The following is an 18,971-nucleotide window of genomic DNA, read 5'->3' as shown; positions in this document are numbered from 1 at the left end:
CCGCTTCAAATAACTCTGTACGAATGCGACCTAGAGTAACGGTTGTCAACCAATCTCTTGCTCTTGTCCAGATCTGAGATGATATCATCCATATCTTTGATTTCGATGTTGGACAATACCGCTTGTGCGTGCTTTTCCTTGGTGAAAGGATATTCCGTCAACTCCATGATCGGGGCCTTTAGGTTGTTCAGCCCGATATCTGGATCATAGCAATAGGCGGTATCTCCGAGGTCTGGTTTCACTGCATTGCTTCTAATCTTGTACAAGTCTGCGCTATCCACAGTGACTTCAAAGCTTGGGATTTCCTTTTCCCTCAGCGTCTTTCTCGCAGCCTCTAATAGATCACTCTCGGACTCGATGTTTTGCTCAATAATTTCTCCATCAAGTACGGGACTGAATTACTCGCCTAGGTTGCAGCATGTGGTGATATAAGGTAATTGACTTGCAGAATGCCGTTAACGATTGCCCCTGGAACGGCCTCCAGCAACGGCCTCTCTTCGTTTGTGAGAATCGATGCAGTTGACCTATCCATGTTCTCCCGTCCTTCATCTGGCAAATAGGCCGTCACAAGCGATGAGGCATCATCTTTGAATTGGTCAGAGACAATGTTCTTCTGAATTCGGCACTGCATGCCTTCATCCTTGCCAATCTGCTTTTTAAGGTGAATAACGAAGTTGTCCGCTTCGACTTCACAACCATACAACTCTACAACCTTGTTCAGCGCCTGGAGACAGTTTCCTTGCCCGAAATCCTTGACGACACAAAGATCGAACGTATCGTCAATGGAAAACGTAAACCGCCCACCGGTTGCAGCAGAGATAAGGTTTGTGAGTTGTGAAATGTGGACACCGTAAGCCTCGGCAATGTATGAAGAGTATGGAAACTTGAAGTCGGTTAGTTTAAACATTACATGCGTACACATGATGGATGCCGTAAGCTTGCGATCTTCCCGCACCCGGGACCGGCTATTAATCACTTAGAATTGCCCGCGCTCATCTTTAACATGACCTTTGATTTGTATTTTCTCAAGATAGTCCTTTGAGTTCATGGGTACCAAAAAGACAACTCGTAATCCGAGTTAATTCAGCGCTTTCTCGTAATATCATAAGATTTGATCAAAGCACCGATTGCTACCATATTTTATCGTATGACTGTAGTAAGTTCATCATCTACCTTCTTTCCGATCAAGGAGATTCCCTTAGCTAGAGATAAAACAAAAAACACGTCAAGTACAGGCGTGTTTTTAAAAAATAACTTTATTATATATCTTTCATTAGTAGCAAATTCCTAGTGAACTAATTTAAAACTTTTTGCGTCCACCAAGCTCTTAGATGGCACTCCACCAAACCAGACCTGATCGTTTGATATAGAAGTGATCTTATGTAAACCTCCGCTCTGGTCGGCTAATATATTACCAGGCTTAAGGCTTGTAAGAATCTCGCTATTGCTGACAAAAAAACCATTACCTTCTTTGCTGATTCCATTTATCCAATTGTTATCATTAAATTTAGCAGGATAGATAGTGATACCTTCTTCACCATTTTTACTTATTTCGATAAAACCACTTGAATATCCGTAATACTCCCAAAGATATTTGCTATCAGGAGGTTCAAATCCAAAATTACTACCACCTACAATATAATATTTCCCTGTTGCAAACTTAGATTTTCTCATAAATTTAACAGCATCTTCCAACGAACCGCATTCGACGATGTTTCTTTCGGCATAATAAATAAGATGACCTCTAACCCTTCGATTCAGAAATGCTATTTCATCATCTTTTGTATTGGCTTTAATTAAAGTTCCAGCTTCGATATATGTTTTGTAGATCACATCATTTTGTGGTGAGTTGTTTATATAAAAATAAGTTCTGACCGACCAGACAGAGGCTATGCAAACCAAAATTAACGCCAATTTTGTATATTTTTGATTTAAATACATTAAAATCAGTATTGTAGTTAGTATAATTGGAACAACCAGCTTCAAAGTAGCAAAAGTATATAGAGCAGCGTGTTCTAGGAGAAATACATTTTCCAACATGGGTATCCATGTTACAACTACTAATATTCTTAGATTCCTTAATATTATATTTGATTCACTTTCTCTTTGCCTTTTGAAACAAAAAATTATCAATAAAACTAAGGGTATAAATAAAAACAATCCAAATCCAACCCAATAGTTTTGAATCAATTCGCTAAGTAAACTTAGATGCCCTTTTCTCTGAGAAGCACGATAAAACAAACCATGAAAATATTCACTAAAGCCGACTTTAGCTGAGAACAATGACACCATTAGGATTCCCGATAAAAAGGACATTCCTCCTACGATACCAACTGCAACTAAAACTTCTTTTCGTTTATCTCTAATGTAAACATGAAATAAGGTTAAAATATAAAGAAATGCCATTATATAGGCCGTCCATTCTGTATAACACATCAAAAAAATGACTACTCCAAGGCCCCATAAAATACGCCGTCTATAATCTCCTTGAAGAATATTCAGAAACAGGTAAATAGAAGTTATCCAAATAGGCTGTAACAATGAATGCGCCCAATATGCATTCGAATGACTCCAAAGAGATTCTTCATTAAACATGTAGATAATCGCCGATATTATTGGCAGATTTGAGTACTTGCGATTTATATTTGAAGTAATCTTTTTCACTAAAAAGTATATAAGTAAGGCTGATAGCAAGCCCAATATTACATTGAAAATCCTCAAAGTGATAAGATTGAGAGGTAAGAAGAATATCTTCGCGAAAATATATGGTGCAATAAATCCTAATGGCGGAAAAGAAGTGTAGTAATAATTTCCATATTCATCTTGCTTTGAGGCGGATGGCAGGTCATCTATCCCCTTGTTATGTTCCTCCCCCAATGTAAAGATTGGAAGAAAATAATGCATTGAAAGAGGACTTTCATCGAATGCATTCATGGTCACCAAAACGTGGGATGTAGCATCTTCATTATGAAATCCCAATGGACGTTCGAAGATGTTTTCATACCGAATAATAATAGTACATAAGAAGATAAGAACAAGGGCAATAATCTTTTTGTCAAGAAATTTAGATATAATCATACCAAACACCTTTCTCTCAATTAAAAAGTAGAGTTCTTCGAATTAATCAGCACTCCCAAGAATACCCTACTTTCTTAGCATTTACTAGTCCTTGTTTTTATACATAACTTAATTTACTTTAAATATTAATCGGTTGTCCATTTTCATCATAACCCAGAATCTCCAAACGTTCTTTGACTAATTCTTTTGAGTTATTTGGTACTTGTCCGAATGTAATATCCCCCCAAAGAATCAAAGATGCCATAACGATAATCATCGATTTGTCACCTCCTTTCGAGGTCTTGAGTAGGGGAGACATGACAGGAACAAACTAATCATGACGTAGATGATTCCCCCAGCATGTTGTATATCTCAAAAAGGGCATTTTTGTTCTCGTGGTCCTTTTCCTCGATTAGTTTTTTAAGGGCTGCGTTCTCTGCCTGTATTTTTTCCAACGCCGTCATCAGTGGCGGCTTGTTTGCTCCAGCCTCCTGGTACGCTACCCAGGCTGCCTGCAACTCTTCCTCTGTCGGCTTTGGTTTGTCCAGATTCCAGATGGCGATGTATTGCTCCCCGTGTCCATTGTCTCGTACTTCAAATTCCTTCATCTGGTCTGCTCCTAGATATAAGTACTTAAGTGCTAATGCTATGTTCACAAGCAACTTCTCCTTTCTAAGCGATTTGAACGACTTCTAACCGAGTGTTAGTGCTGCCGACATACGCCGATACTGGTAAACAAGCATACAACTGTAACACAATTGGCTCTCCAGCACGCCTGTTGATTAGCTAAATTATGGGAATGTAAGATCATTAGCTAAAAAAGCAATCCATTCTACGGGTAAACGTTGCAGCGTAAATAAGCGGTCAAATTCGGCAAACGTTAGTTTTGCGCTCCAATGTACCCTTGCATTTCCTTCGTCAAACAGGAATTTCAATAACACATAAACCAGTAGAGCCGTATACAACTGACCGTACACAGCGTTTGGTGTGGTCCCGAATAAGGTTGAGATATTTAAATGCTGCTTAATCCAGCGAAAAAACACTTCAATCTGCCACCGCTTCTTATAGAATTCTGCAATCCGCTCAGCGGAGTGCCAGTGCAGATTTGTAGCAAGAATCACCGGGTTGCCTTGGGGATCGTTTAGAATCACCACGCGAAAACGGTGCTTGGAAAGCCGTTGTCCTTTTCCCAATTGGCAGGTGAAATCTCGCTCGAGTGTTCCCTTGAAGGGTTCGCCACGCGTTCGGGAGACCGGGGACTGAAAGAGCGTATTGTCCCGAAGCCGAATGACAAAGAATTGGTGCTGCTCCAGATAGTCATCGAATCGTTTGTACCCGCTATACGCCCGATCCGCTACGAGAATAAACCGCTTGTCGATCACATCGGGACAGCTTTTAAAATCATGGGAATTCCCTGTGGTCTCGGTCACTTTATAGAGTCGGCCTTCATCAGCCACCAGCGACACATGCAATTTGATTCCTGCTCGTTCACCCTTCAGCGGAGCCCAAGGAAGCCGCGCCTTACCCACGGTGATTTTGGTGGAATCGACAAGAAGCAAGGCTTTGGGAATCCCTAAATGTCTTCGGGTCGAGCGATTACACCGATCAATCATGAGAACCAGCAGTTGCTTAAAAAGCTCGAAGGGAACATCCTTCGCTTTTTTGGAGAGCGTAGAATGGTCTACGGGTCTGAGGCCGCTGGAGTCCATGCGTACTTCACCATCCCGATACCCCTTCCACTGCTGGAACGAAGCTTCCGCCAAGAATAAAAAGAGGTCATAGACGGTGAATTTCCTTGCTCTATCGACATATTTAAGCTCTTGCAGAAACGGTGAAAGTTTCTTTTCGGGAATCACCGATTACAGAATGTTCGAGATTGAAGTAGACTTTTTCATGAGGTCGCCTCGTTTCGGATGTTTGTAGGGGTACAAACACTTTACCGAATGAGCGGCCTTTTTGCTACCTTTTTTTGGCTAATCAACAGGCCTGCACTATTTCAAATAACCTCTTGGCTGATCGGTCCTTTATTTCCTTTTTTGGCTTGTGTTCCATGACCCCCCCTCTTATATGAAATGGTCATGCGCCGAAAACGAAACTGGCAGCTCGGTCCCCTGTGCCCTTCATCCCAACCTTGAAGGGAGGGGGACTGTATTTGTCCCGATTTTAAATTTACCATCATTTGTTTATTATTATAAATCCACAAAATGTAATTAAATTAACATCTAATGGTAAAATTTATAAATTACTCAGAACCCTCTATAAGCCCTCTACAGGCGTCTATATCCCTATGGGATTATCTATAGAGTATGTATAGAGAGGTCTATGACGCGGGTAGCAGGTAGATGTAGTAGCCTTATAGACTCTATAAGAGATAAGTACAGAGGAACCATACATATGTTACCGCCTGTCACCCATTAAAAGAGCTGTTCGTTAGCCTTGGACACCATGAAACGCGCCTTCCGGTTGGCTGGCACCACCTCTTCCTTCTTCCCTTCAACCCCGTGCTCTTTGTTGTGGCATCCATTACAGAGACTCAATAGATTGTCCAGTGTCAAGGATAGATCAGGACACTCGCTGATAGGCTTGATATGATGCACCATGTCTGCCGGTGTCAGGCGCTTGCGCTTTAGACAGTGCTGGCATAGACGATTGTCGCGGATGAGCGCCAGCTCTCTCGCTCTCTCCCATGCTGTGGACTTATAGAATGCCCTTGAGGTCTTGTCTCTCTTAAAGCGGTCATAATAACGGTTCTCGTCACGCCTGCTGCTTCTCATGTCACCACCTCCATTAGCACGACATGCCTACTCCCTACTCACTGGATACCTTTAAGCCCAGGTCATCCTGAAGACTATTGAGCACAGTTTGTATCTTTCCGCCCAACTCCAGGAGTGGGTTGCTCCCACCGAATGTATGGGCCAACGTAATGAGTCTGTCCAGGTACGCCAGCCTGTCTTCTATGCCGCCCTGCCCTTCAAGTTCGGACAACCCATGAGACAGCCGTTCAACGTCCTCCAGCGCTTCCTTCACTTCTGATGTGTCGAGCCTGATCTTGATATCTCCTACAGTACTGCCTTCTTTGCTCTGAGGTTCAACCTCTTCACCGTTAAAAAAGTGGACATCCGGTCCGGTATCTTCATGGTCGTACTCCACTGGTGCAATAGCCCCATCAATGATGGCAGCCCGTTCATCCTCGGATAGCTTGCTGATGTCATCCACCTCCAGCACACGCTCAATGTAGTGCTCTCCCATGCTTACTGTGGTCTGTACTCTAATCATTGTCCTCACCCTTTCTAAGTTCATGATTTACCACCGTTGCTCCGCGCTTCATATAGTGCTGCATGACTGAGCTCTCCATGATTGGGTTCAGCCAGTGCTGTCCTACCAATACAATCAGCATCTCAGCAGGGTTAAGCCCATCCAGTATGAATGGGTTACGGCTCACATACTTAACCTTGGCCTCTCTGGGGTACTTATCTCTCAAGCCTAAGTCCTTCCAAAGATTGCGGGCCTGAGTGACGTCCTTCCCTACCACAAGAATCGTCTTTAGCGCAACTACTGTATCCACTGTCATCCGCCTGCGCCTCCCTCAACTGCTGCTCTCACCCGGTCCATGCCAGCTTTGATAGCAGCCTGCGTCTGCTTGATCTTCTTCAGGATGACCGCCTGGTTAGCCTGCGGGTTCTGGAGCTGACTCTGTATGCGCCGGATCTTATCCTGCAGCTGCCGTACCTCTGGGTCTGTGTAGAAGGCGATATACTCATGCTGGCAATGTGGGCAGGTGAAGAATGTCTTCTCTATGGCTCCCGGCAGGCTGGCTGTATCAAAACCCTTGACCTCAAACTGCTCGCCGCAGCCTTCATTGCATATGGCTGGTGTGGCCTTGCTGGCCTGTGCTGTGCTCATGTTGACCCACCTTTCTGAATGCCGAATCGACTCTTAAGCCATGCCTGGTACATCTCTTCATGCTCGCGTTCATTGCTTTTGAGAGTATTGAACATTTCTGCGGGTACACCGAGGACAGAACAGATCTCTTCTTTCGACCATCTATGCTCTAGTGGTTGCTCATCGTTGTTGCAGTGAATTGGCGGCACCTGAATAAAGTAACCTCCTTGATCCCGGCTCCAGGCTGGAACCACATAACCCGGCCTCGGGTTATCATGGTACTCATCTATGATTAAAGGCACTCTGCGCAGCCCACACACAAGAGCATCCATCTGATCGTTTTGATTGCCCATGAACACAACCTCCTATATTGTTCTCCCATGTACCTTACTTCGCCGTCACCACATGGGCTTTTGGGGTTTAGATTATGGGATTGTCACGTAACTACGATATAACTCCCGTATTTTCGGAGACCACTCTGCCTGGCAATGTCGTTATTGCGACACTTCCATTAGTCTCAGGATCACCGTTGTAGGCGAATACTGCATTGTTGTGGTCATATGGATGCCTTGTTCTGTCCACCCTATACGGCCTCTGATCGCTTCCAGGATATTTCCCAGCATCTATGCCTGTTGTACTGATGATCGTATCGGGCGGCCTGTAGGGCTGCCCTGTGAGCGGCGTAATAGGCTCGATGACTTTGAAGGGCTGTAGACTCTGGAGCTTCGCATAAGCTGCCAGTTCCTCCGGGGTGCCTTCCAGTGTTCCGTCTTTATGGATTTTCATATGTTTTCTCCTTTCTGGTCACAGAAAAAGCCACCCGGGTTAACAGGTGGCTTAGTGAATGCTTATTAGATTGATGATTCAAGTGCCTAGCCAAACTCCTTTTCCAACTCGTTCCACAGAGCTAACACATTATTGATTGCCGTTTCTCGATCTTGGCTTATGCGTGTTCTATGTTCCCCGAATGCGTCTGGGCCAGGTTCCACTGCCACCACTGAAGCCATATAGGTTCCGTTGTCTAACAAAGAATAATAACCAGAATATTGTGCCCCTTTAATATATCCTTCTTTCACCACTTGTGAGTCCAACATTCTACCATCTCCTATTACGTTCTCCTGTTTAGGGTTAAATGCTCTTTCCGTCCACTTATGAAATTCTTTAACACCTTTCTCTAAGTGGACTTCTCTAAACAACTGCTCATTTTCCATGTAATACATTTTTAAGCTACGAGGATCATCAGGATTTTCTCTAGTAAAAGTTTTGACGTCTTTACTTAAAATGATGTGCAGTTCGCCTTCATCATCTTCAACAGCAATCTTTTTTCTCCTTCGTTTGACATTTTATCACCTCCCACAACCATAATTCGGCATATGGAAGATAAATCCTTCATGTGTTTATAGTTCGCCCGATTCTGTGCTCAGTCCAAATTCTTTAGTACATACTTCATGAAGTCTAGCATAAGTGACCAGGGCCACCATTAATATTGAATCCATCTGAGTAAAATCTACATCCTCTAGGTATTTCATGTGTGGATAGTCCATATCTTTAGGCTTAAGTTTGTAATTTAAATTATGCGCAAATCCATTTCGTTGATTGTTTAACTTACGTAGATTTAAATACACTTCTTCGATTATAAATCCTAGGTTGTAGAGTAGATCAACTTTAATTGCAAAAGAATAGTTATTGTTATCATCAATTATTTTTTTCCTATTTTTACTTTAGCTAGTATTAGCTTGTTAATCCAGTATTCACAATAGAGATGAATCTTGATAATCCTAACCAAATCAACATCCTCATTGTGAAATACATCATTTAAAAATGCATCATGCGTATCTTTAAAGCCTTCATAATTCGGCGTATGGAAGATAAATCCTGCTGAACTGATAATCAATAAGAAAAGCCACCCGAGTTAATGGATGACTTTCAGTCACACTGTGCTTATTCTATTTTTATTCCCATTCTCCATGATCTGAAGATTTTACCTGACCTAGATCTCTGAACCTATATCTTCTATTGCTCTTTTGGTGTTCCAATTAAAACTCTTGCTTCCTTCCCAAAGAGACCAATTCCCTGTACTTTCTCTATAAATTGTTCCATCTTCACGTACTATTTGAGGATCGTGTGATTCGCAGGTCACTATTAAACCAGCATTAGTGAATCGTATTTCAACCGTACCAATGTGTCCATAACCATCATCATCAAAAGTAAACTTCGCTACTCCCTCGTCGTTGACTACGAATTTTGATTCTACTATTGCTTCTTTAGAAATATCTCTATCTTGAATTCTACGTTCATAAATAGTTACAAAACCACTTGTATTATTTTCGACAAAAATAGTTATAACACTTGGGTATGAAATTTCTCCATTTTCATTAATATCTTCTAGGACCCAACTACCACTATACTCCCTAAGTTCCCCTAAGTTATTTTTTGTACTTTCTTGCGTACTGTTAGACGTCACCTTGGTTGTTTCTGAATTATTTTTTCTTTGCTCAAAGTTCTTCATTTCAGATATTGATGTATTATATAACTTATTAAATCCACTAACATATGGGAGCAAAACCTTTAAATTCACTTTGATTTTTTTAGTTATTATTTCATTGATATCACCGTTAACTTGTTTTGTTGAAATCAACTTGCCATTTTTAAATTCTTTTGCGGTATAAAATTCATAATCATTTGTATTTTCTAAATTCACACCACTGTTTAGCGACCAATCCTTTTTGAAGAATCCTTCAGAAAGTTCCTGTCTGTCCTCTTCCATTCCCAAATAGTAACTGTACCCTTTTATCAGCCCATTAGTTTGCTTCACCACATAGGAGAGTAAAGGTATGTATCCTTGATTGAAGTTCTTTGAGAGATGGTTTTTCACATCTTCTGGATAGCTGGCAAATCCAACCCCTACCTTATTGTCATTGTAATCAAAAATATAAGGCAAATCTTTAGGATTATTCATAGTATATCCTGTTTTCAGTTCCCCGCTTAAAAATTCCCCATTCTTTATTGTAGTTTGGCTGTTTTCATATCCAGAACCATCTATAGTATAGCTATGTATATATACATATTCACCCTGACCGTTATACGTATCATTTTTCCAATAACCATTATATTTCTTATATTCATAGTCCCCGTTTTCCTTAATAAGTGCAATGTACTTTCCATAACCTGATCGTTTTCCATTGAGCCAATCACCTGAGTATGTTTTATTTTCCGACCAACTGATGGTACCTTTTCCATTAGGCACGCCATTTTTAACTTCCCCATAGTAAACACCATTATTAAACTTAATAGATGTTTTTTGAGATGCACTATCAACTTGGATAGTCACTAACGATTGAACAATAATTAAAAGGCTTATAACAGAGATCACGTACTTCCTCACCTAATATACCTCCTTAAATAGTTAGTTTTATAGAAATAGGCAACATTTCACAATATTATCACCTCCCTATTATTAACACCAGTGCTTTCGCCCAGCGATCCTCAAAATTTTCAAATTGTATTCTGTAATAATAATAAAGACACTTGAGTAACTTAGCTGTCCTCACTGCTCCGAATGTTGGATAACAAAAAGAACAGCCTGCCCGCCGGTATACCCTTGCGGCTCGCGGCCGTCAAACGGGCATCAGTTTGTGTCGGGTGCTGTTCTCTTTGTTTTCCATGCTATAAGAATATCACGTTAAAAACCTAATGAATGAATACATCGAGTAACAATTCGCAAATAAAATCGCATTTATACTGAAACATACTAGAAACGTTCAGTAGGTTTCAGCTTGTTCTTTCTATTCAAGAATGAAAGTTTTAAATGGAAGGAGGATTGTTTATGCCATGGTATGAGGATGAAAAAACAAAAACGTACTATTTCAAGGTCAATTACAAGGAGGATGGTAAGTATAAGCAGGTACTTCGGAGGGGATTCAAGACCAAGAAAGAAGTAAAGGCAGCAATGGCCGAAGCAGAGGATCAGATCAACAAGAAGAAGTTTATCCAGAAATCGAATAAATCATTTGGGGATTTTCTGACGTCCTACCTTAATGACAAGAAAATGAACGTTAAGAGCAGCACCTGGAAAATGTACGCTTCTCTTGTGAACAACCATGTCATTCCGAGCTTAGGGATGAAAAATATTCAGTCTATCACGCCTCGGAATTTGCAGGACTTTTACAATGAGCTTCATGAAAAGGGTTCACTCTCAGATGAGAACATTCAGAAATGCCACACTTTGATTAATGATGCTATGAAGCAGGCAAAAGCTTGGAAGGAAATTGGAGACAATCCTGCGGAGCTTGTTAAACGCCCTGTTGCTCGCAAAAAGGAGATGCAGGTATGGACTCTTGAGGAATCGCACCGTTTCCTGGATGCTGCTAAGGATGACCGTTACTACATTGTGTCCCTTCTGGCATTAACAACCGGGATGAGACAAGGTGAGATTCTCGGACTGCGCTGGAAGGATGTTGATTTTGAGAATAAAATCATTTCGATTACACAAATACTTAGCCACGATGGCAAGGAACTTCAGGCTGGAGCAAAGACTGTTTCAGGCAGCAGACCTATACGGATTGATAATCACACATTAGAAATTCTAGAAAAACATCGGCGCAAAATGAAGGAAGAGAAGATGATTCGCAGGGACGTCTATCAGGATCTCGATCTTGTCGTTGCTACTTCTTTAGGGAATCCAGTATCCCTCAGAAATATCAACAGGTCATTTTCACGCATTGTTGAAAACTTGAATACGCATGTCCAGAAATCAAACGGCCTTAGAGGAGCAGCCCGCCAGCAAGATCCTCTAAAAAAAATCAGGTTTCATGATCTACGGCACTCACATGTCACTTTCCTAATAAAGAACAGGGAGACTCCGCAGGCCATCGCCGAAAGACTTGGATGGTCCGATACTCGCATGATCGACAATTACGCTCATATAACCCCTGACATTCAGGAGGATACAGCGGACTCCTTCGGTAAATCTTTTTATAAGGGTGGATAAGTTCGATAACGTTTCATATCAAATTCGTATCACTGCCGTAAAAGGCAGTCCATTAACACCCCATAAAAAGCAAAAAGCCTTGATTATCAAGGCTTTTTCTTATAGGACGGATGGGGTTCGAACCCATGACCCCTACCCTGTCAAGAGGGAATTGAGGTTATAAATGGTTCGAACTTACTCCGACAACGTTTATAATTTAATGACCATCACTTTTAAAAACTTGATAGTGTTAGTATATAGTGGTCATCGGAGAAAGTAAAGTGTTCTATCCAAATTTTAGGTTAGTGGTCTAGATTAACGATCTCAACTTAATCCGCTGCCATACAAATACACTTGGATCACTGTTGAGAGTGCATTTCAATTGGACGTAGAATGTGTATTTTACTCCTTTGAGGGTAATTGTAGTTCCCGTTGTTGCTGTGATCTGAACATTAGCCGTATTATATGGGCTTACCTGATCATCCTCATATAAATTCCACGTTACGTCCTCAGATAAAAGTACATCTCCTTCATAAACATTTGCCGTGTAGGTTTTGGATTGAGAGACTTTTAGTTCAGTGATTGGAGCCGAATTAACGCTTATTGATACAGTTTTAACAATTGGAATGTCTTCTACTGTAATAGTCACAACATCTGTAATCGCACTGTTCGTTGAATTACTCATCGAAATAGTCACTACACCTTCAGATATGCCTGTTACAAGCCCTGTAGCACTCACAGTGGCGATAGAAGGATTAGAAGAAGTGAATGTCACTGGAACATCGTTAGTGCTTGTATAGTCTAATTGTAGCGTCACGCCAACTGTCAAATTAGTATCTGTATTTGTAATGTCGATTGGACACGACAAAGCGCCAGCAATATTATTTACAACATCATCAGTAGTGGAAATCAGATCCTTCTCACACGATAAAATCATGATTCCTGGCTGACTGTATGTATCAATTCCTGAAATCTTGAACGCTTGACCACCAACGAGGAACCTAGAATTAATTTTAAGCGTTGAATTACTTATAGAGTTTGTACAATAAACAGTTATCACACCGTCCGTGATAGATAAGACCTTTCCATCTGTCACACCTAAATTACTAACAGAAATATAACAATCCAGAGTGGAGAATCGACAGGCATCATTGACCATGATCGTATGTGGAAGATAACGCATGATTCCTTTGAATTTGTTATACCGTTGTCCAGTGATCTCAGAGATAATCATATACTTTTTGTCCTGTAATAAAATAATATCGCCACGTTTAAGCAGCGATAGGGAAGAAATCTTTTTATCATCATAGTTCTGTTCAATGTTCGTATTTGTAATGACCGTTTTGATTGCTGACGATGAACCATTTACATAAACATCCGTACCAATTTGGTTCTGGAAAAACTCATAATCCGTTGTGTCGGAAATATTGAATAAATTAATCATGTCTCACACTCCGGTAAACAGCATGAAAGTGCTGCTAATCGCCTGAGTATCGTTTGAGGCCATCATACGGATTTTTCGTTCTAACTGGTCAATGCGATTTTGAATTGACTCGGCGAAATCGCTGATAGAAATGTCGTCAGATTTATATGACTTCATTAAAGAAGGATTATTTGCCACGCTGTTCAGAATAGATAATGCCGCTGAATAGACTCTACGCTTATCAATATTGGATGCAGGATTATAATCCGAATCTGGGACAGCAATCCCCTCTTCTTCAAGATAAATGGATAATTCGGAAGGGGATAGGGTGATACCTTGCGTTTCGAGTTGAAGGCGTTCCGTGAATTTCATATTGATTGCTCCTTTGTATAGGTTTTTTTTGGATTTATGGCATAGAAAAAACCTACCCGTTATAGAGTAGGCTTGGGAAAGTTAATTACTTGAATTTTAAAACAACTCTTTTTTGATTAGGTTCATATATGGCTTCCATGTTGAGTTCTAAACTTTTAAAGACATCATTTATTGGAATCAAGTATCTATCATTAGCTTCTAAAAATATGACTCCTTTGCTAGAGTTTTTATCTGTTACAATCTCATATCTTTTACCGTTTTCCGTATTGTTTAAGCTATACGACTTTTGTTTCTCAATGAGTTCAAGATATTTATAACTACTGGCGAAATGTTCCGCAGTAATGAAATCAGGATTATCATTATTAGTTTCATAAATTTTATAATCATTTGAAGCGATTGAAACAATTAAATCAATCAAAGAAGCGTTAAATGTAAGATAGATCGAACTTCCCTTTACATAAATTGGAGTGCTAATTGCTAATCCGTAATATTTATCGTCCACCTTTAGTTTTAGACTATTAGCTCCAATCTCAGTATAGTCATCTTGTTTTAATGAGGAATTATTAGAAGTGGGTGTGGTAACTGATCCGTTGTTTAATAATAATTTCCCGTTCTCCAAGACTACGGAATAACCAACTGCCTCTGAGATTTCTCTTAATGGTAGGTATGTAGTTCCATTGATAGAAACTGGTTTGTTTTTAAGGATTTTCTCATTTCCGTTTATGAATATCTTATAGCTAGTTAATTTAGCTGTTAAACTACCTGATGCTGCATAAGATACTCCTGAAAAGAACAAAGCGCCACATAAGAAACCGATAATTACTTTTTTCATTGACTTGCCTCCTGCATTTTTACCTAAATACTACCATCTTGTAGCTAGCAGGTATATAGAAATGGAAAATAACACAGGTAGTGGTCTAAAGGGATCATGCTTCATAGGAAACACAAAATCTCAATCCCAAAATATTTTTTTTACATTAATTTTGTTCACTTTATCAGATAAAATTTCAAACTGCTCATTAAAAGTAACTTGTTCTTCTTCTGAGAAAGTGAATAATTGTGGATGTTCAGATATACGATCTAGAGCAATCTCATATTTCCCTAACTCTCGTTCCATCTCTTCAATATCCTCTCTTTGAAGTTCATGCGCTTTATATTGAGTTGACATATGTTTTATTAAATTTTTACACCCGTTTGTGATTCTCTCAATATCAGTGTTGCTGTTCAAGCTTCTCCAAATAATATTTGTTGCATCATGATTGAAATATGAATTAGCATATCGTTTTGCATTTCTCATTACCAATACCCTCCCTTTTTATAGTGAATTGAGCGACGAGCAATCATATGCGTCATTTTCCTTTTTTTTCGGTCGTGTGTAAAACGTCTAGATGCCGAGCTTTTTTCCAGTTTAGGGGTATCCAACCCATTTTCCAACCTCATTTTGCATTGCAGATCATACAAATAGTACAAATCATCTGTATTTTCCTTGAAAACTCAGAAAATTATCTGAGAAATTGCCGATTTCAGACCGCTAACTATGATAGGTAGTGTTCTGAATGGCATACAAGTATAGTTATGTACCATATAACTATACTTATGTGGTATCTATGAGGGAAAAGGGCTGTATTATACCATATATTGTAATAATAACACTAAATATAGCAAAAATTTGAATTGAAAACAATAAAAAATTTGAAACAATTCACACCTATATATTAATAGGAGACGCGCACACTAATAGTTTGTATATATAACGTGTGCGCGAAATTGCATAACCCTTTTAAATATATACCTTATGTATTGCGACCATTCATTTAATGAGAATAGATACAAAAATATGTATTATTATACCCCGTTGCTCGCATTCCGAAGTCTCTCAAGCTCGCCTTGAACATCTGTCACATAGGGGTTGTGCTCCTCAATGGACTCCATACTTATACTATTGATGTCTTTTAGCACCTTCAGATTATCTACAATCTCTTTGTCGTTCGACGGTCTTGAAAATTTAAATACAATACCCAAAGTATCATATTCATCGTCGGAAAATACAAGTCCTTTACGACTTAATAACTCTCTAATCTTATCGAAGCGCTGTTCCATGCCTTCACGCAAGAACTTGCTATTCAAAGCACCTTTCATATCGGCAAGGGAGAAGAGGAGGCGTATAGAAACTTCGCTCAGATTACTCACATCCGTCTTACTCATGCTCACGGCTGGAACGTTAGCTATATCAAGCAGAGCGCTTGTAAGAGTCTTATATAACGTCTCAAAGGCTTGATGATCGAACTCATTATTGGCAAAGTAGAATTCTGCATTATCATCCAGTACAAGGCCACCGCCAATGATATCCTTAGGTAATCCATCACCTTTAAGCTGTTGCCCCTTTAGGATAGGGATACCTGAAATATGATGATAATAGCCATCTACAGCCTTACTTAGTAAGTCCTCCATGTTATCCAAGATAGGCAGGATATCTAACAGGTCAGAGTATCCAAGATTCCCGATCTCAGATTGATTATGATATAGAACAGGTAGTCCAGCAGGATTATTGAAGCTTCCAGTCATCCGTAAATTTCCGCCTTCATCCGTATACTCTTCAACTCTATCTGGATAGTACACGTTATAATAACTCACGTTACCAACACAATAATGTTCGACGAATGCCGTATACTCATTGTGATGATCAAAAACTGGATAACTGTCGGCAGGGTCTAGAAGTTTAGATTTGATTTGCTGTTGCTGATTATCTATGTAAACATACTCTGCAACGTATCCATATTTGGACATCTTATCAAGGATATCGTAATCAAGCTGATTGTATTTCCCTCTTTTATATACTCGCTTAAAAGCATCTGTGACGGACTTATCTCCTGTTAGTGTAATCGGATTAGCCATAACGTAACCAACACTAAAATTTAGAATTGTCTTTGCCATCTGTAGAATGATTTTGCGTGGTTCATATACTTGACCATTGTAATTGTAACTAGGCTTCTTTAGAATCTTATGCTTGCCGCTCAAGTACTCCTTCGTATTTAGGACATCATTAATCCTCTGCTGATTTGAAACTCTATTGACTTCCTCTACAAACCATTGATTTTCATTTTCGTACAATTTTATGCCACCTCAACGTAATATTTATTTGCCTTTATCGCTTGAATTGCAAGCATGAACGATATAACAAGGTCATCGTGATTGGATCGGTTTTTGTTTTCCATTTTGTTGTCCTTCTCGATGAATGTTTGCATCTGCTTCAATGTTTCTTTACAGTCAATCTGCACTAACTGACACTCGAACATTTCCTTAACATCTGTCACAGCTTTGTTTTTGGTAACGCTGTTACTACTCCAACCTAATTGAAGCCTGGATTTTCCTTTATCAAAATGACGATGCTTGAATAAATTTAGATAAGGGTTATCTCCTTCACGCAACCGCTCAAGGATTGATGTTCCAAATCCATTCCGCTCAATCACTATGAATGCATAATTAAAAAACAACCCGATTTCTCGGACTATTGCAGCGAATCTATATACAGGAACATCATTTCTATAAAATGAAGCATACTGCTGTCCATCTCCATCAAATACACTGATCGTAGAGTAATCATTGCCGCTTCCTGATGCTACATCTACTCCAGCGAACATTCGTTGTTTCGGCTTAGGCAATCGGAAGATATCCAATCCTTTTCCAATATATTGCTTCAGAATGTCAGGAACATGCTCAAGCTCTACTTTTGGCATTGGAGGGAGGATGTAATTTATAGCTTCTGCGATAAGCGTTTGATCAAATACTGATTGTCCAGTATTAATAAATGCTTGGATGTCAGTGGCTGGATACTCCTGATAGAACTGGTTTTTGTCCTTGTCCTGCAATATGTATTCTTTCCACATCAGCATGTTTAAGCTACAACCAGATTCGTAAAGTAGCTTCTGCTCTTTATCTAAATCTTTTGCGCTCAGCCGCTGGCCTTTATTGGATGTTTTGTACCATTTCACTGCCTCTTGGATATCGTAGGAGAATTGTTTCTCATAAGCGGAAGCATAAAAGGGGAAAAAGAACGCTTTATACTTTGATAAACCTTTATTAGCACGGTCATAGAGTTTTTGAAGATCGTTGAATCCGTTTGCGGTAGATTCAAGGCAAATTTTGCTGCGCTCTGTTTTCTGCAACGCTGGCTCCAGCGAGAGGAGAATACCATTTAGGTCATCGTAGAAGGCAGCCTCTGACAATAAGACATACATCAGATTCATTCCACGTCCTAAATCTTTGTTTCCTGTTGTTGTGCTGCGAATTGTACTCCCGTTGCTAAATACCAGTTCATCCCGATTATCACGAACAACAGAAGGGAAAGCATCATACTTTGTTCTCGGCAGATGTAGATTCATCCGTTTAAGCTTAGCGAATAGATCCTTTGCTGAATCTCCTTTATAGGACACAATCAAATAGTTAGTATTGGGATTATTTACAGCCATCCATAAGCAGTAAGCCAAACTAGCCGTTGTAAAACCTAGCTGGCGTGGTTTGAGAATCAAGTTATACTTACCAGCATTGTCAATGTAATATTGTTGCTGATCGTTTAAAACGAATGGGACAAGCTCTCCATCATTATCAATAATCTTGACGAAGTTTTTGCAGAATAATTCAAACGTGTTCATTATTTTATTGATTTTCTGCGATTTTGTTAACGCAACTGCCATTTACATTTTCCTTTCTGAGTTTAAAGCAACGCAAAAAAAGAGTAGCAATAAATGCCACTCACAACTCTAAATCATCGTCTTCTGATTCTTCATCTTTGTTGAACTGCATTGCTGCATCCTTGGCATAAATTTTAATGTCTTTACCAATTTGCAGGAGCAGCTTAATACTCTTCTCATCACCTTCTTTGGCCTTCACAGCTAAAGAATCATAGATTAGCTCTAAATCCCCATCAAAGCGAGTGTTAAGCAATATAGCAACCAGATTTCTATATTCTTCAGATCGTTCCCATCTAATATATGTATTGAGAGTAGAAAGTCCAACCGTTTGCAAAAACTCAGCTTCAGACTTTGGAGCCTTCGTCTGATCAAAGGAAAGGTTGTGTTTCCATAAAAAGTATAATTTCTTCTTTGATGGGATATTTTTTAACGCTTCATAAATGTTATTCAAATTTATTTAATTCCTTCCCATACACCAGTTTGAGATTCCATACACTACTTTGGTGTATGTTGAAAAAGTAGTGTATGAGTTTTGAACAAGAAAAGCCATATGTATCAAGGGTTTTCAGTATTTGAA

General features: G+C 39.7%; 22 protein-coding genes. 1 reads left to right on the top strand and 21 read right to left on the bottom strand.

Annotated elements, in window-relative coordinates; all coding sequences use genetic code 11:
* Window positions 1-5 precede the first annotated feature (5 nt).
* From NYE24_RS00655 to NYE24_RS00590, 14 genes are all read right to left on the bottom strand, one after another.
* Entirely contained in the window at window positions 6-317 is a 312-nt protein-coding gene (locus NYE24_RS00655) for a phage tail protein (protein WP_342479345.1), read from the bottom strand.
* A gap of 89 nt (window positions 318-406) precedes the next feature.
* Window positions 407-907 (bottom strand): phage tail protein, encoded by a 501-nt coding sequence (locus NYE24_RS00650; protein ID WP_342477801.1) that lies wholly within the window; start codon window positions 905-907, stop codon window positions 407-409.
* 380 nt (window positions 908-1,287) lie between these two features.
* Complete coding sequence (locus tag NYE24_RS00645) at window positions 1,288-3,078, bottom strand: hypothetical protein (protein WP_342477800.1); 1,791 nt, start codon at window positions 3,076-3,078, stop codon at window positions 1,288-1,290.
* A 118-nt stretch (window positions 3,079-3,196) separates the two neighbouring features.
* On the bottom strand, window positions 3,197-3,334 hold the full coding sequence (locus NYE24_RS00640; protein WP_342477799.1) for a hypothetical protein: 138 nt from the start codon (window positions 3,332-3,334) through the stop codon (window positions 3,197-3,199).
* Between the two features lie 58 nt (window positions 3,335-3,392).
* The gene (locus NYE24_RS00635) at window positions 3,393-3,713 is read right to left on the bottom strand and encodes an XkdW family protein (protein WP_342477798.1); all 321 of its coding nucleotides are present in this window, start codon (window positions 3,711-3,713) and stop codon (window positions 3,393-3,395) included.
* A gap of 135 nt (window positions 3,714-3,848) precedes the next feature.
* Window positions 3,849-4,913, bottom strand: coding sequence for an IS4 family transposase (locus NYE24_RS00630; protein WP_342477797.1), 1,065 nt, complete (start codon window positions 4,911-4,913; stop codon window positions 3,849-3,851).
* Window positions 4,914-5,471: 558 nt separating this feature from the next.
* Window positions 5,472-5,831 (bottom strand): HNH endonuclease signature motif containing protein, encoded by a 360-nt coding sequence (locus NYE24_RS00625; protein WP_342477796.1) that lies wholly within the window; start codon window positions 5,829-5,831, stop codon window positions 5,472-5,474.
* A 34-nt stretch (window positions 5,832-5,865) separates the two neighbouring features.
* Window positions 5,866-6,333, bottom strand: a complete 468-nt coding sequence (locus tag NYE24_RS00620; RefSeq protein ID WP_342477795.1) for a hypothetical protein — start codon at window positions 6,331-6,333, stop codon at window positions 5,866-5,868.
* A complete protein-coding gene (locus NYE24_RS00615) occupies window positions 6,326-6,628 on the bottom strand; it encodes a hypothetical protein (RefSeq protein ID WP_342477794.1) in 303 nt (100 codons plus the stop codon). The genes NYE24_RS00620 and NYE24_RS00615 overlap by 8 nt, the downstream gene beginning before the upstream one ends.
* Window positions 6,625-6,960, bottom strand: a complete 336-nt coding sequence (locus tag NYE24_RS00610; RefSeq protein WP_342477793.1) for a hypothetical protein — start codon at window positions 6,958-6,960, stop codon at window positions 6,625-6,627. The genes NYE24_RS00615 and NYE24_RS00610 overlap by 4 nt, the downstream gene beginning before the upstream one ends.
* The gene (locus NYE24_RS00605; protein WP_342477792.1) at window positions 6,957-7,292 is read right to left on the bottom strand and encodes a hypothetical protein; all 336 of its coding nucleotides are present in this window, start codon (window positions 7,290-7,292) and stop codon (window positions 6,957-6,959) included. Before NYE24_RS00605 ends, NYE24_RS00610 begins: the two co-directional genes overlap by 4 nt.
* Before the next feature lie 91 nt (window positions 7,293-7,383).
* Complete coding sequence (locus tag NYE24_RS00600; RefSeq protein WP_342477791.1) at window positions 7,384-7,725, bottom strand: hypothetical protein; 342 nt, start codon at window positions 7,723-7,725, stop codon at window positions 7,384-7,386.
* A gap of 86 nt (window positions 7,726-7,811) precedes the next feature.
* The gene (locus NYE24_RS00595) at window positions 7,812-8,150 is read right to left on the bottom strand and encodes a hypothetical protein (RefSeq protein ID WP_342477790.1); all 339 of its coding nucleotides are present in this window, start codon (window positions 8,148-8,150) and stop codon (window positions 7,812-7,814) included.
* Window positions 8,151-8,929: 779 nt separating this feature from the next.
* Window positions 8,930-10,324, bottom strand: coding sequence for a hypothetical protein (locus tag NYE24_RS00590; protein ID WP_342477789.1), 1,395 nt, complete (start codon window positions 10,322-10,324; stop codon window positions 8,930-8,932).
* A gap of 441 nt (window positions 10,325-10,765) precedes the next feature.
* Here NYE24_RS00590 and NYE24_RS00585 point away from each other — a divergent pair, with 441 nt between their 5' ends.
* The gene (locus tag NYE24_RS00585) at window positions 10,766-11,929 is read left to right on the top strand and encodes a site-specific integrase (RefSeq protein ID WP_342477788.1); all 1,164 of its coding nucleotides are present in this window, start codon (window positions 10,766-10,768) and stop codon (window positions 11,927-11,929) included.
* Between the two features lie 289 nt (window positions 11,930-12,218).
* Here NYE24_RS00585 and NYE24_RS00580 read toward each other — a convergent pair whose 3' ends face one another.
* From NYE24_RS00580 to NYE24_RS00550, 7 genes are all read right to left on the bottom strand, one after another.
* Complete coding sequence (locus NYE24_RS00580) at window positions 12,219-13,352, bottom strand: Ig-like domain-containing protein (RefSeq protein ID WP_342477787.1); 1,134 nt, start codon at window positions 13,350-13,352, stop codon at window positions 12,219-12,221.
* A 3-nt stretch (window positions 13,353-13,355) separates the two neighbouring features.
* Entirely contained in the window at window positions 13,356-13,703 is a 348-nt protein-coding gene (locus tag NYE24_RS00575) for a hypothetical protein (RefSeq protein ID WP_342477786.1), read from the bottom strand.
* Window positions 13,704-13,788: 85 nt separating this feature from the next.
* A complete protein-coding gene (locus tag NYE24_RS00570; protein ID WP_342477785.1) occupies window positions 13,789-14,535 on the bottom strand; it encodes a stalk domain-containing protein in 747 nt (248 codons plus the stop codon).
* Between the two features lie 120 nt (window positions 14,536-14,655).
* Entirely contained in the window at window positions 14,656-15,000 is a 345-nt protein-coding gene (locus NYE24_RS00565; RefSeq protein WP_342477784.1) for a hypothetical protein, read from the bottom strand.
* A 548-nt stretch (window positions 15,001-15,548) separates the two neighbouring features.
* Window positions 15,549-16,814, bottom strand: a complete 1,266-nt coding sequence (locus NYE24_RS00560; RefSeq protein WP_342477783.1) for a phage portal protein — start codon at window positions 16,812-16,814, stop codon at window positions 15,549-15,551.
* A gap of 2 nt (window positions 16,815-16,816) precedes the next feature.
* Window positions 16,817-18,397 carry a DNA packaging protein gene (locus NYE24_RS00555; protein ID WP_342477782.1) on the bottom strand — a complete coding sequence of 527 codons (1,581 nt, stop codon included), beginning with the start codon at window positions 18,395-18,397 and terminating at the stop codon, window positions 16,817-16,819.
* 58 nt (window positions 18,398-18,455) lie between these two features.
* Window positions 18,456-18,845: a hypothetical protein gene (locus NYE24_RS00550; RefSeq protein WP_342477781.1), complete on the bottom strand. Its 390-nt coding sequence runs from the start codon at window positions 18,843-18,845 to the stop codon at window positions 18,456-18,458.
* Window positions 18,846-18,971 lie beyond the last annotated feature (126 nt).

It is taken from the genome of Paenibacillus sp. FSL H7-0350 (assembly GCF_038593195.1).
Lineage (GTDB): Bacteria > Bacillota > Bacilli > Paenibacillales > Paenibacillaceae > Paenibacillus_AQ.
The sequence above is the reverse complement of the archived record's forward strand: the minus strand, read 5'-3'. Positions and strand labels throughout refer to the sequence as shown.

What these genes read in the sequence shown, in the direction of transcription:
- NYE24_RS00555 (WP_342477782.1), bottom strand. Translation starts at nt 18,397, where the DNA reads ATGGCAGTTGCGTTAACAAAATCGCAGAAAATCAATAAAATAATGAAC.
- NYE24_RS00600 (WP_342477791.1), bottom strand. Translation starts at nt 7,725, where the DNA reads ATGAAAATCCATAAAGACGGAACACTGGAAGGCACCCCGGAGGAACTG.
- NYE24_RS00585 (WP_342477788.1), top strand. Translation starts at nt 10,766, where the DNA reads ATGCCATGGTATGAGGATGAAAAAACAAAAACGTACTATTTCAAGGTC.
- NYE24_RS00605 (WP_342477792.1), bottom strand. Translation starts at nt 7,292, where the DNA reads ATGGGCAATCAAAACGATCAGATGGATGCTCTTGTGTGTGGGCTGCGC.
- NYE24_RS00625 (WP_342477796.1), bottom strand. Translation starts at nt 5,831, where the DNA reads ATGAGAAGCAGCAGGCGTGACGAGAACCGTTATTATGACCGCTTTAAG.
- NYE24_RS00650 (WP_342477801.1), bottom strand. Translation starts at nt 907, where the DNA reads ATGTTTAAACTAACCGACTTCAAGTTTCCATACTCTTCATACATTGCC.
- NYE24_RS00645 (WP_342477800.1), bottom strand. Translation starts at nt 3,078, where the DNA reads ATGATTATATCTAAATTTCTTGACAAAAAGATTATTGCCCTTGTTCTT.
- NYE24_RS00580 (WP_342477787.1), bottom strand. Translation starts at nt 13,352, where the DNA reads ATGATTAATTTATTCAATATTTCCGACACAACGGATTATGAGTTTTTC.
- NYE24_RS00640 (WP_342477799.1), bottom strand. Translation starts at nt 3,334, where the DNA reads ATGATTATCGTTATGGCATCTTTGATTCTTTGGGGGGATATTACATTC.
- NYE24_RS00595 (WP_342477790.1), bottom strand. Translation starts at nt 8,150, where the DNA reads ATGGAAAATGAGCAGTTGTTTAGAGAAGTCCACTTAGAGAAAGGTGTT.
- NYE24_RS00610 (WP_342477793.1), bottom strand. Translation starts at nt 6,960, where the DNA reads ATGAGCACAGCACAGGCCAGCAAGGCCACACCAGCCATATGCAATGAA.
- NYE24_RS00570 (WP_342477785.1), bottom strand. Translation starts at nt 14,535, where the DNA reads ATGAAAAAAGTAATTATCGGTTTCTTATGTGGCGCTTTGTTCTTTTCA.
- NYE24_RS00575 (WP_342477786.1), bottom strand. Translation starts at nt 13,703, where the DNA reads ATGAAATTCACGGAACGCCTTCAACTCGAAACGCAAGGTATCACCCTA.
- NYE24_RS00565 (WP_342477784.1), bottom strand. Translation starts at nt 15,000, where the DNA reads ATGAGAAATGCAAAACGATATGCTAATTCATATTTCAATCATGATGCA.
- NYE24_RS00615 (WP_342477794.1), bottom strand. Translation starts at nt 6,628, where the DNA reads ATGACAGTGGATACAGTAGTTGCGCTAAAGACGATTCTTGTGGTAGGG.
- NYE24_RS00620 (WP_342477795.1), bottom strand. Translation starts at nt 6,333, where the DNA reads ATGATTAGAGTACAGACCACAGTAAGCATGGGAGAGCACTACATTGAG.